12 protein-coding genes are annotated in these 11,746 nt (G+C 63.9%); 4 read left to right on the top strand and 8 right to left on the bottom strand.

Annotated features, from left to right (window positions below; translation table 11 throughout):
* Positions 1-226 precede the first annotated feature (226 nt).
* Positions 227-1,954, top strand: coding sequence for a glycerol-3-phosphate dehydrogenase/oxidase (locus VFJ08_RS13255; protein ID WP_324997696.1), 1,728 nt, complete (start codon positions 227-229; stop codon positions 1,952-1,954).
* Positions 1,955-1,965: 11 nt separating this feature from the next.
* Here the strand turns inward: VFJ08_RS13255 and rhuM are convergent, their stop codons facing one another.
* The 6 genes from rhuM to VFJ08_RS13285 all read right to left on the bottom strand — a co-directional run bounded on the left by rhuM (position 1,966) and on the right by VFJ08_RS13285 (position 6,513).
* A complete protein-coding gene (rhuM, locus tag VFJ08_RS13260) occupies positions 1,966-2,967 on the bottom strand; it encodes a RhuM family protein (RefSeq protein WP_324997697.1) in 1,002 nt (333 codons plus the stop codon).
* Between the two features lie 51 nt (positions 2,968-3,018).
* Positions 3,019-3,627: a LutC/YkgG family protein gene (locus VFJ08_RS13265; RefSeq protein WP_324997698.1), complete on the bottom strand. Its 609-nt coding sequence runs from the start codon at positions 3,625-3,627 to the stop codon at positions 3,019-3,021.
* 43 nt (positions 3,628-3,670) lie between these two features.
* The gene (locus VFJ08_RS13270) at positions 3,671-3,907 is read right to left on the bottom strand and encodes a hypothetical protein (RefSeq protein WP_324997699.1); all 237 of its coding nucleotides are present in this window, start codon (positions 3,905-3,907) and stop codon (positions 3,671-3,673) included.
* Positions 3,908-3,965: 58 nt separating this feature from the next.
* A complete protein-coding gene (locus VFJ08_RS13275; protein WP_324997700.1) occupies positions 3,966-4,601 on the bottom strand; it encodes a hypothetical protein in 636 nt (211 codons plus the stop codon).
* Positions 4,602-4,697: 96 nt separating this feature from the next.
* Positions 4,698-5,888, bottom strand: a complete 1,191-nt coding sequence (cytX, locus tag VFJ08_RS13280; RefSeq protein WP_324997701.1) for a putative hydroxymethylpyrimidine transporter CytX — start codon at positions 5,886-5,888, stop codon at positions 4,698-4,700.
* Between the two features lie 34 nt (positions 5,889-5,922).
* On the bottom strand, positions 5,923-6,513 hold the full coding sequence (locus tag VFJ08_RS13285) for a helix-turn-helix domain-containing protein (protein ID WP_324997702.1): 591 nt from the start codon (positions 6,511-6,513) through the stop codon (positions 5,923-5,925).
* A 77-nt stretch (positions 6,514-6,590) separates the two neighbouring features.
* On the opposite strand from VFJ08_RS13285, the gene VFJ08_RS13290 reads away from it, so the two are divergent.
* A complete protein-coding gene (locus VFJ08_RS13290) occupies positions 6,591-7,490 on the top strand; it encodes an EamA family transporter (protein ID WP_349257014.1) in 900 nt (299 codons plus the stop codon).
* Between the two features lie 125 nt (positions 7,491-7,615).
* Complete coding sequence (locus VFJ08_RS13295) at positions 7,616-8,971, top strand: arylsulfotransferase family protein (protein ID WP_324997704.1); 1,356 nt, start codon at positions 7,616-7,618, stop codon at positions 8,969-8,971.
* A gap of 19 nt (positions 8,972-8,990) precedes the next feature.
* On the opposite strand, the gene VFJ08_RS13300 is transcribed toward VFJ08_RS13295, so the two are convergent.
* Positions 8,991-9,482, bottom strand: coding sequence for a GNAT family N-acetyltransferase (locus VFJ08_RS13300; RefSeq protein ID WP_324997705.1), 492 nt, complete (start codon positions 9,480-9,482; stop codon positions 8,991-8,993).
* Positions 9,483-9,594: 112 nt separating this feature from the next.
* The gene (locus VFJ08_RS13305; RefSeq protein ID WP_324997706.1) at positions 9,595-11,010 is read right to left on the bottom strand and encodes an amidase; all 1,416 of its coding nucleotides are present in this window, start codon (positions 11,008-11,010) and stop codon (positions 9,595-9,597) included.
* A gap of 380 nt (positions 11,011-11,390) precedes the next feature.
* Between VFJ08_RS13305 and VFJ08_RS13310 the strand changes: the two genes are divergently transcribed.
* Positions 11,391-11,746, top strand: a 356-nt coding sequence (locus VFJ08_RS13310) for a hypothetical protein (RefSeq protein ID WP_324997707.1), incomplete at its 3' end; no start/stop codon positions are given.

Consider the following 11,746-nt stretch of genomic DNA (forward strand, 5'->3'; position numbering starts at 1 on the left):
TGATCGCTGAACTCGCCGGACAGATCGACGCCGAGATCGATACCCGGACGGACGCGGGCACCCTCGTCATCCTCCGCGTGCCCGAGCGCGCGCTGCAGTTGCCGACGCGATAAACATCCGCACGCCGGGCCCGGATGGCGCGGTATGATAATTCTGTCAGGCGTCGCCGAGACGCCATCGGTTTTGGCCGGCGTTCGACTGGTCGGCACACGGAGGCCAGCGCTTCATGCAGCTACGAGAAAGTAATATCGACAAGCTCGCCGGCGGCGAGGTCCATGACGCGCTTATTGTCGGCGGCGGCATCAACGGCGCGGTAAGCGCGGCCGCACTCGCCGGCAAGGGGGTAAAGACCGCGCTGATCGATCAGGGCGATTTCGCCGGCATGACCAGCATGTGGTCGTCCAACCTCATCTGGGGCGGCATCAAGTACATGGAGTCGTACGACTTCAAGCTGGTGCGCGAGCTATGCGTTTCCCGCAATCACCTGATCAAGCATTACCCTTCGACCGTGCAGGAAATCCGTTTCCTGACCACGATCACCAAGGGCTTTCGTTGGCACCCGCTGGTGCTTTGGGCCGGAACCTGGCTGTACTGGTTCTTCGGCAACTGCTTCACCAAGATCCCGCGCCTGCCCAGGCTCCGCCAGGTCGAAAAAGAAGAGCCGGTCATCAACACCAAGCCGGCGATCGGCTGCTTCGAATACTCCGACGCGTTTCTGCACGACAACGACGCGCGATTCGTTTTCAACTTCGTGCGCAAGGCCATGAACAGCGGCTGTGTCGCGGCCAACTACGTCGAGTCCACCGGCGCCACGCGTGAAAACAGCGTCTGGACCGTGCACCTGCGCGACATGATGAGCGGGCGCGAGTTCACCGCCAAAACGCGCGTGCTGATCAACGCCTGCGGCCCGCTGGCCGATCGTTACAACGAACTGGCGAACAAGCAAACCGAGCACAGCCACGTGCTATCCAAGGGCGTTCACCTCATCGTCGACCAACTCACGCCGCACAAGCGCGTGCTGGCGTTCTTCGACGAAGACGGCCGCTTGTTCTTCTCGATCCCGATGGGCAACCGTACCTGTATCGGCACCACCGACACCCGTACCGACGACCCGCATGCCGCGATCACCGATGAAGACATCGATTTCGTATTGAAAAACATCAACGCCCGGCTGAATCTCGACAAGCCGCTGGACCGCGACGACATCATCGCCACCCGCTGCGGCGTGCGCCCGCTGGCCGTTCAGGCCGACGCCGGGGCCGATCGCGACTTCCTGCAGCTCTCCCGCAAGCACGAGATCGACTCCGATATCGAGAGCGGCCACATCAGCATCTTTGGCGGCAAGCTCACCGACTGCGTGAACGTCGGCAACGAAATCACCGATTTGGTGGAGCAGATGGGCATCCAGGTCCGCTACCCGAAATACCGCTGGTACGGCGAACCGGTGGACGCGGTCCGCGACGAGTTCTTTCACCAGGCGCAGCTCATGAGCCTCGACGACTACACCGACCCGGCCTCGTCCGAGCTCTTGAGCACGCGCCTCTGGCGCCGTTACGCGGCGCAGGCCATCGGCATCCTCGAAAACATCCGCGAAGACCCGCGCCAAGCCGAAATCCTCATCGAAGGCACCGAATACATCCGCGCCGAAGTCCGCCAGGCCGCGCGGCGCGAGATGATCACCAAACTGGAGGACTTCCTCCGCCGCCGATCCAAAATCTCGCTCGTCTCGCGTCAGGAAACCATCAAGAACTCGGACGGCCTTCTGGAAGCCTGCGAAATCCTGTTCGGCGATGACGCGAAGATGCGCTTCGACGAATACTTCCGCGAGCATCCGGTGGTCAACGGAATCGCCGAGGACCCGTCGTCGGGTCAGGCGGCCGCCGATGATGCAACTCGGGCGCAGCCGAAGGCACAAAGCAAGAAGGAAGGCGAGTTCGAGACGTTGAATTGGTAACGGTGTCGAGGCTACTCAACGTGGACGAGCATGTTCATCACCAGCCGAATCATCACATCCTTGGCGCTGGGATCGGATTCGGCGACGAGCAGCGTCAGCGCGGCCAGGCCGACATCGTTGATGATGGCTTCTCCGTTGTCGTCCAGCAGGCGTTGGTTTCGATGCAGGAAATCCACGAATAGAAACGCTGCGCTGCGCTTGTTGCCGTCGATGAAGGGGTGATTCTTGATCACGAAATAAAGCAGGTGTGCAGCCTTGGCTTCGACGGATGGATACGCGGGTTCGCCGAATACGCTCTGATCGAGGTTCGCCAGCAGCGCATCGAGACTATCGCCGCGTTCGCGAGCGAAAAGGTCCGTGGCTTCGCCGCGTGCGACGAGGTCGGTTTTGAGCTTGGCGAGGGCGGTGCGGGCGTCGCCCAGCGTTGGCAGCTTGCCGCCGGCTTGTGCCTTGGGATCGGTCAGCAGGCCTTCGTCATAGCGTTGCAGCAACAGGAATGTCTGGGCATAACGGGTGGCGATATCGATTAGGCCGCGGCCGCTGGCAGCATCTAGGTCGGAGCTTTGCGCTGTCTGGCGCAGTAGTGTCATCGCCGCATCGAGTTCGCGCGCGTTGGTTTCGAAACGCTGTCGGGACAGCGTCCAGCCTTGCAGCAGATGTTCGCGCAGCACGCGGGTCGCCCACTGCCGGAATTGCACGCCGCGCTTGGAGTTGACGCGATAACCGACCGAGATGATGACGTCGAGATTGTAGTGTTCGATTTCGCGTCGAACCTGTCGTTTGCCTTCCTGGCGAACTATCCGGAAATTCCGGATGGTTGAATCGCGGTCCAATTCGCCTTCGAGAAAAACATTCTGGATATGTTCGTTGACTGTCCGAACGTCTTTCTCAAAGAGGCCGGCCATCTGCCGCTGCGTTAGCCACACGGTCTCGCGCGACGTGTCCAGCCGGACGTCGACCGATTTGTCGGCATCCTCGTAGATCAGGATCGGGGCCTGGATGTTGTCGCTCATGACCGTGTCGTCCGGCAATCAAACCCTAGCGAAGCCATCGAATTCATCTATTCAACGCGCCGGGATGATCGTCAGCGACCGCACGCCCTGCGCGCCGTGCACCAGCACGCCTTCGATATCCGCCGTGGCCGATGGCCCGGTGTGGAACACGGTGTAGCGGGCGTTGATGTAATCGTCGCGCCGGTAGGCGCGGTGGAGATTGGTCTCGATCGCGCCGGGATCGAGCAGGACGACCAAGTGCTGGGCGAGGTAGGCGACGGCGTTGACGGCGAGCTCGGCTTCGGTGAAGCACACGCTGCCGGTTTCGGCGATGCCGAAGCGGGCGCGCAGGACGGCGACGTCTATATCGTGTAGTGACGATGGCGTGTCCTCGGCCCGGACGCGTCGGTTGCCGGAGATTTCCGGCACGTTCGAGGCGATGATGCCGTTGGCGTCGAGCTTGTCGGTCAGCGCGCGGCGCATGGTGGCTTCGAGCGTTTCGCCGGTTTCGGGGTCGGCCCAGACGCCGCCCATCTTTTCCAGGGCTCCAATAAAACGGGCCTGCAAACCAGATACGTCGCTCGGGTAGCTGTCGTCGTAGTCGGGCACGTCCGGCGCGGGGGCCGAAAACTTGGGCTTGTTGGCGCGGATATCGGCCAGGATGTCGTTGCGGCCTCTCATATCAACCTGCAAAAGCGATAACAAAAGCAATAACAGGGCGATTTTACCGATGTGCGGCGGCCAGCCGGGCGCCGAGACCGATAAAGATCATCCCGACGCCGCGCTCGGCCCAGGCCGAAAGCCGCCGTCGCCCTTTGAGCACGGCTATTAGGCGCTCGCCGACGACGATCAACAACGGCTCGAACAGGGCCGCGATGGCGAGCAGCAGCACGCCGTGGAGCGCGAGTTGCGCGGCCACCGGCCCGGCGCCGGGCACGACGAACTGCGGGATGAACGACAAAAGAACAGCGCGACCTTCGGGTTGAGCAGTGGGCCAGCGAGTAATCGAACATCAGGCGTCACTCCCGAAACCGATCGATATCACCGGCGAGTTTAACGCGAACCAGGGCCGCCACCAGTCGTGGGAAATTTTTCTGCCCGGCGAGCCGCGCCAGCTTCGATGCATCGGCCGGCAGGCCGAGCTTGTCCGCGGCGGACAGCGCGGCCTTATCGGCGAAGGGGTAGAGCTCGGGCCAGACGGCCTGCACCTCGCGCAGAAAAATGGCCGCACCGGTATCGCCGATGCCCTTGAAGCGCTTGAGCGCGCGCTTCGCGGTCTCGAGATCGCCGTCGGCTTCGGCGCGCAGCCGGCGCAGATCACCGTTGTAGTGTTCCCGCAAGTGATCGTTGAAATCCATGATCTGGGTGGCCGTCTTTTCGTCCACCCGGGCGTAGCCGGCGCCGTTGAAGACATCGACCCGCTCGCGCCAAGTGCTGCCGGCCAGTTTTTGCGGCGTGGTCCAGCCGGCCTCGCCCATCGCGCGGGCGGCGCGCATGGCGATATCGGCTTGTACCGGCGCGCTGGTCAGCAGCGCCAGACACAGCAGGCGGAACAGCGGCGAGGGCGTGTTCTTTGAAATCCGCGCGCCGAGTTCGGCGGCGAAGGTGCGGCCGTGCTCGGTGAGCAGGGCATCGATCAGATCGTTTCGGGTCATGCCGACTCCGCGACGATACACCGGGGTTCGATACCGGCAGCCTACTTCTTTCGCGGCCTCGCGCCGATCGGCCAGTTTACCTAGCCCTGGTACAAATCAGGCGGCATGGGCGATGGCGCGAATACGGCGGGTCAGCACGTACAGCAGCGCCGTGAACGCGAACGCGGGCAGGGTCGCGCCGATCGGCGCATCCAACACCAGAAAAGCATAATAGCTCGCCACGCCGAGGGCCCACACGCCGATCGCCGGCCAGTTGAACACGCCGGGCGCGTCGGCGCGTTCGCCGAGGCCGAAATAGCGCGCCAGCACCACCGCATACAGCGGCGAGAACAGCGCGCCGATGGTGTAGAGAAAGCTCTCGTAGGCCGCGATCGGTACTGCCAGCGCGACCGCCGTACCGATCGCGGTCATCGCCAGCGCCAGTATGCGCGGCGAGCCGATCGGCGCGATATGGCGCGCGCTCACGCCGGCCGAATAGGTGTCCATGAAGGTCGTGGTCACGGTGGACAACAGGATCACGGCCAGCGCCGCCACCACCGCCGGCGCGCCGCCGACCAGCGCGCCGATGTCCAGTCCGCCGAAGCGCAGCGCCATGAGCAGCCCGATCGCATACATCCACGCGCTGCCGATGCCGTAGCCGAGCCAGGTGAACACCGCCGCCGCGCCGCCGCTACGCGCGTGGCGGTTGTAGTCGGCGACCAGCGGCAGCCACGACAGCGGCATGACCACCACCAGTTCCAGCGCGGCGCCGAAACCCATCGTGGCCGGCGCCGGGGCCGGGCTGTCCCCGGCGACGAAGAACAGGCGTACGAACACCATCAGCAACAGCGCGATCAACAACGCCACGGCCACCGTGTTGAGCCGGCCGATGCCGGCGCGGGCGAACACCGCCCAGGCCGCGATCAGCAGCCCGAACACCGCGATCCACGGCCACACCGGTCCGGCCGCGCCGAGCTGGGCCGCGAGACCGGCGAACTGACGCGCGCCGGTGGCCAGCATGATCGCCGTCCAGCCGACCAACTGAACCACGTTGAGCGCGGCGAACAGGCGGCGTCCGGCCGAGCCGAAGGCCGCCCCGGCCGTGCCCATAGCGCTCTGGCCCTCGCGGCTGCCGATCAACCCGGCCAGCACCAGCAGCGTGGTGCCGATCAGATGTCCGAACACGATCGCCGCCAGCCCCCGGACGAGCCCCATGGGCGCGAGCAGCGTGCCGGCCAGCATCTCCGCCAGCGACACGGCGGCGCCGAACCAGAGCAGGAAGAACGGAGCGTCGTGGGACAAGCGCATGGGCGAACCTGAAAATATATGGCGGCGCCGGCGATCAATAGACGACGTTGCGCACGAAGCGCAGCAGCGCATCGCCCTGATTGGCATAGCGATGCGGTCGATCGCTGGGAAAAATCCGAAAATCGCCGGCCGCGATCGTGAACCGGGCCTCGCCGAGCGTGACCGTGAGCCGGCCGCTGAGCACCACGATCATGTTCGCCCAGCCGGCCGGATCGGCATCCGAAGCATAGACCTCGCCGGGCGCCATCGACCAGGACCACAGCTCGACCTGTTCCCGCGCGGCCTTGCTGGCCAGCAGCCGTGCTTGGCTATCGACGTCGGTTCCGGCCCAAACGACTTCGTCGATCCGCGCCGCATCCTCGTTCTCCGGCGGCGCGACCAGCGTGTAAAAGGCCACGTCGAGCACGGCGGCCAGCCGGTCGAGCGTGTTCAGGCTGACGTTCACATCGCCTTTTTCGATGTTGACCAGCATGCGCCGGCTGACCTCGGCCGCCTCGGCCAGCGCGGCCTGGCTCAGGCCCGCCGCCGCGCGCAGGCGCCGTACGTTGGCGGCGACGTGCACCAGCACATCGGGCCGCTCTTGCGGGCTGTGCAATATATTGCTCATGTCGTGATTTTCAGCCATCATGCGCCGCCGGCTCGGCCGGCCCGAGGTTCCGGCGCCGCGTGCGCCGGCGATACGACGTGATTTTCCTAACGATCATGCAGTTCAATCATCATGCCATTATCGCCCGAAGCTGGCCGGTCGCTCTGCTGCTGATCGCGATGAGCGCGATCCAGAGCGGGGCGTCGCTGGCCAAGACCCTATTCCCGGTCGCCGGCCCCGCCGGCACCACATCGGTCCGCCTGATTCTCGCCGCCCTGGTGTTGCTGGTCTTGCTACGGCCGTGGCGCAAGTCGGTCTCGGCGGATGCCTGGAAGGCGATCGCAATCTACGGTGTCGCGTTGGGCGCGATGAACTTCCTGTTCTACCAGGCGCTCGAGCGGATTCCGCTCGGCATCGCGGTGGCGTTCGAGTTCACCGGGCCGCTGACGGTGGCCGTGATCTCGTCGCGCCGTGCGCTCGACCTGCTTTGGGTCGCGCTCGCCATCGGCGGACTGGCGGTGCTGTTGTGGCCGGGCTCGGACACCACCGGCGCGGTCAATTGGCCGGGCGCGGCCTGTGCGCTCGGCGCCGGCACTTGCTGGGCGCTGTATATTCTGTTTGGCCAGAAGGCGGGTGCGGTGCACGGCATGCACAGCGCCGTGCTCGGCGTGACCATCGCCGCGATCGTGATCGCGCCGATCGGTATTTGGGAGGCCGGCGCCGCCCTGCTCGAACCGCGCGTACTGGCGATCGGCGCCGGCGTGGCGATCCTGTCCACCGCGCTGCCCTATACGCTCGAGATGATCGCGCTGCCCCGCCTGCCCACCGCCACCTTCGGCACTCTGATGAGCCTGGAGCCGGCGATCGGCGCGTTATCGGGGTTGCTGTTTCTCGGCCAGGAGCTCGGCACGTGGCAATGGTCGGCGATCGGCGCGGTCATGTGCGCATCCATCGGCACCACGCTCACCCCCGGCGCCGGCAACGAACCCGCCGCCGAACCGCCACGGCCGGATTAGGCGGGCGCGGACGTCGCTTGGGGGACGGATGATCGCCGTTCGCGTACGCGATCTTGCTAAACTCAGCCGTTCGTTTTTTTCGCGTTGTGGCTTCGGACGATAACGCAGAGGGTGCCGGGCGGATTATGAAACCAAGTTATATCGCGAATGCGCTTTATGTCGTGGCGGTCCTGTTTCTGGTTTTCGCCGGCGGTATTCTGGTCAGCCTGACCCGGGTCTGGCCGTATCCGATATTTCACGACGCCTACCGGGCGGCCACCGCGGAGTTGGCGCAGTCGCAGACGGCGGTCAATCCACTGAAGACCGATCTCTGGCGGCACGCCCGCACCGAAAAGCGTGGCGTGATCGTCCATAAAGCGTCGAAAATGCAGCCGGGTTATACGCTGTTCACCTCGGGCGATGCCAATGTCGCCCGGTTGATCGACGCCGACGGGCACGTCATCCACAAGTGGAAAGTACCGTTTTCCAAGGTCTGGACGGACCAGGCCGCGGTACAGAATCCGCAAAAGGACGATCTGATCTACATGCGCCGGGCCAAGCTGCTGCCCAACGGCCATCTGATCGCGGTCTATATTTCCTCCAACGACACGCCGTGGGGCTACGGCATGGTGGAGTTGGATGCGGATTCGAATATCGTCTGGCGCTACCTCGCCCACACCCATCACGATTTCGACCTGACCAACGACGGCCGCGTGGTCGGGCTCACGCACAACTTTACCGATCAGGCGATCCCGGGCTACGGCTTCGTGCCCACGCCGTATCTCGAGGATTTTTTGGTCACGCTGTCGCCCGACGGCAAGCAACTGTCCAAGGTATCGCTGACCAAGATGTTGACCGAGTCGCCGTACGGCATCTCGCTCAAGCGCGGCGAGCCCTGGTTCGCCAACTTCGACCCGCTGCACGCCAACTCGGTCGACTGGCTCGGCCCGAAGGATATCAAGGCCCTGGGCATCGGCGAGCCGGGCGACGTGCTGGTCATGCTGCGCCAGATCAATTTGCTGATTCTGGTCGATCCGAAGGCCAAACGCATCGTCTGGGGCATACACGGCAATTGGCTCGCGCCGCACGATCCGAATGTGCTGCCCAACGGCCATATCCTGATGTTCGACAATCTGGGCAATATGGAGCCGAACAACCTGTCGCGCGTGATCGAGTTCGACCCGCACACCTCGAAGATCACGTGGTCCTACGACGGGCCGGAAAGCTACCCGCTCAACAGCCCGATCCGGTCCACCGTTGAACGGTTGGCCAACGGTAACACGCTGATTACCGAATCCGATGGCGGGCGCCTGCTCGAAGTGACCCCGGCCGGCGAGGTGGTTTGGGAGTACGTCAGCCCGATTCGCGCCGGCGCGCACGATGAATATATCCCGGTGCTGTCGGGCGGTTACCGGATCGACCCGGCGTCGCTCGATCCGGAGTTCCGTGCGCGGCTGGCCAAGAAAGAGCGGCAGGTCTCGCAAAAGGCATCAAAGCCGTAGGACACGCCTGCCGATCGCGTCAATCGGCCGGGCCGGCCGCGAACGCCGTCAAGGCATCGCCGTCCAGTCGATAGCCGATCCACTCGCTCTGGGGCCGCGCGCCGATCGCCTCGTAGAAGGCGATGGCCGGCGCGTTCCAGTCCAGCACGTTCCACTCGAAACGGCCGTAGCCCCGCTCGACCGCCAGGCGCGCGAGATGACGCAAGAGCGCCGTCGCATGGCCACAGCCGCGCGCCGCGGGCGTGATATAGAGATCCTCCAAAAAGATCCCGTGGCGCCCGAGCCAGGTCGAAAAATTCAGAAAATAGACGGCAAAGCCAACCGCCTCGCCGGCGACCTCGGCCATCAGCGCATAGACCGTCGCATGTTCGCCGAACAAGCGGTCGCGAATGTCGCCGATCGTGGCCACGACTTCATGCTCGGCCTGCTCGTAGATCGCCAGTTCGGTGATGAAGCCGAGGATTTGCTCGGCGTCGGCCGGCCTGGCGGCGCGGATGAAGAGTTCGGGCATGGTCGCGTTTTCGGTCGAGGAGCCTGGCACGTATTATCCAGACGCGACGCACCGCGGCCAGCGGTGCGCCGCGCCCGCGGCGACCCTCAGCCGTGCTGGTCAGCCGTACTGATCAGCCATACTGGGCCGGGTCCGGCACCGTCGGCAGACGCGCGGGATGCGCGTCCATATACGCATTGGCGGCGCGCAGCACCCGAACATCGTCGAACTTGCCGCCGGCGAGCTGGAAACCCACCGGTAGGCCAGCATCGGTGAAGCCGCAGGGAATCGAGCAGGCCGGCTGATTCGACAGATTGAACGGGTAGGAAAACTGGGCCCACTCCTCCCAGTCGCGCATGTCGCTGCCCGGCGGCACCTGATGATTGATCTCGAACGGCTCGATCGGCACCGAGGGCGTCATGACCAGATGATAATCGCGGTTGAAATGCTCGAGCCGCTCGGTCAGCCGGGCGCGGGCGCTCAAAGCGTGAAACATGTCCAGCGCGCTCCAATGCTCGGCCGTGCGCGCGTTGTCGACCAGACCCGGGTCGAGCAGCTCCTTGCCTTTGTCGTCGCACAGCGAATAGATCTCCAGCGAGGCCGTAAACCAGAGCTTGCGGAAGATATCGATCGGCGACTCGAAACCGGGGTGGATTTCCACGATCTCGGCGCCGAGGTCTTCCAGCTTTTTGGCCGCTTCCTCGACCCGGGCCGCAATTTGCTCGTTCACCTCGGCGTAACCGAGATCCGGCGAATAAGCGATGCGCAGACCGTGCAGATCGCAATCCAGATCCACTCCCCAGTCGTCCGGCTGGCCGCGCTGGGCGTAGGGGTCGTGATAGTCGTAGCGGCCGATGACGTTGAGCATGCGGGCCGCATCACGCGGATGCCGCGTCAGCGGGCCGATGCTGGACAGCGTGGTCATTTTGGCCGGCGGCCACTGCGGGGTCCAGCCGAAGGTGGGCATCATGCCGAACACGCCGCAGAACGCCGAGGGGATACGGATCGAGCCGCCGGAATCGCCGCCCTGGTGCAGCACGCCCATGTTGAGCGCGGCCGCGGCCGCCGCGCCGCCCGAGGAGCCGCCGGGCGTGAGCCGGGTGTCCCAGGGATTGCAGGTCGCGCCGAACACCCGGTTGTCGGTGACCGCTTTCCAGCCGAATTCCGGCGTGTTGGTTTTGCCGAGCATTACCGCGCCCGCCTCGCGCAGGCGCGAGACCGGCGGCGCGTCGTAGTCGCCCGGCGTCTCCGGCGTGGTCAACGAGCCTTCCCGGGTCGGCATGCCGGCGACCGAGGTCAGATCCTTGAGCGAGGCGGGAACGCCGTCGATCGGCGACAGCGGCTTGCCCTGGCCCCAGCGCCGGGCCGACTGCTTGGCCGCGTCTTCCGCGCCTTCACGGTCGACATAAACATAGGCGTTGACGGCTTCGTTGAAGCGGTCGATCCGATCGAGCGCGGCGCGCGTGGCCTCCAACGGCGATGCCTCGCCGGACTCGAACAGTTCGGCCAGTTGGCCCGCGTCCATCAATCCCAGATCGGTGTTGCTCATACCCGGCGTTATTGGCTACAAATGATGTACTACACAGTAAACGCCCTAGGTCGTATCTAATATCCGTATTGCTACTCAAAACCGAGGCGGCGCCGGGCAAGACACAAAGGCCAGTGGCGTAGGATAAAGACAACGGACGATCCGAAATTCTTACTTATCTTGTAAAACTTGCTAAAAGTATGGCAATACAAAGTACCCGTGAGTGCGGCTTATGTTTTTAAGCGTTGAGCTAAGTCGCGCCGGCTCCGCTTTCAAGAAATAAATACAAGAGGAGATAAATACCAATGCGAGTAAACCATAACGCGCCCTCGTCCGTTACGCCCGATTCCTCCGATAAAAATAAAAACGCGGCTTTTTCCGAAGCCGCACGCGCCGCCAAAATGAAAAAGAAATCCACGGATGCGCGCGGAGAACATACCGATGAGCGGAATGGCAAGCACTACGGTGCGCTACTCGGCGCCGCCGGTCTAGTCGCCAAGTCGGTCGTTAAGAATAAGCAAGACAGGTCGGCCCCCTGGAATTACGACGACGCGCTCAACACATTGGCCAGCGAAATAGCCGATGTGACAGCCAAGGGAATGGAGCAAGGCAAGCGCGTGACCTTGTATCTGACCGGCGATGTGGGGCGACAATTTCAAAAGCTGGTCCGTTATCAGCTCGAACAGCAAAAAAAGCAGGGCGAGCCCACGGTTTTAAACGATGCGATCAAAAAGGCGAAAAAAGATCTGTATGCCCG

This window comes from Salinisphaera sp., assembly GCF_035690525.1.
GTDB lineage: Bacteria > Pseudomonadota > Gammaproteobacteria > Nevskiales > Salinisphaeraceae > Salinisphaera.

Coding starts and splice junctions, on each gene's coding strand:
- cytX (WP_324997701.1), bottom strand. CDS start 5,888: ATGCGCTTGTCCCACGACGCTCCGTTCTTCCTGCTCTGGTTCGGCGCC.
- VFJ08_RS13305 (WP_324997706.1), bottom strand. CDS start 11,010: ATGAGCAACACCGATCTGGGATTGATGGACGCGGGCCAACTGGCCGAA.
- VFJ08_RS13300 (WP_324997705.1), bottom strand. CDS start 9,482: ATGCCCGAACTCTTCATCCGCGCCGCCAGGCCGGCCGACGCCGAGCAA.
- rhuM (WP_324997697.1), bottom strand. CDS start 2,967: ATGAGCGACAACATCCAGGCCCCGATCCTGATCTACGAGGATGCCGAC.
- VFJ08_RS13275 (WP_324997700.1), bottom strand. CDS start 4,601: ATGACCCGAAACGATCTGATCGATGCCCTGCTCACCGAGCACGGCCGC.
- VFJ08_RS13255 (WP_324997696.1), top strand. CDS start 227: ATGCAGCTACGAGAAAGTAATATCGACAAGCTCGCCGGCGGCGAGGTC.
- VFJ08_RS13265 (WP_324997698.1), bottom strand. CDS start 3,627: ATGAGAGGCCGCAACGACATCCTGGCCGATATCCGCGCCAACAAGCCC.
- VFJ08_RS13285 (WP_324997702.1), bottom strand. CDS start 6,513: ATGGCTGAAAATCACGACATGAGCAATATATTGCACAGCCCGCAAGAG.
- VFJ08_RS13295 (WP_324997704.1), top strand. CDS start 7,616: ATGAAACCAAGTTATATCGCGAATGCGCTTTATGTCGTGGCGGTCCTG.
- VFJ08_RS13290 (WP_349257014.1), top strand. CDS start 6,591: ATGCAGTTCAATCATCATGCCATTATCGCCCGAAGCTGGCCGGTCGCT.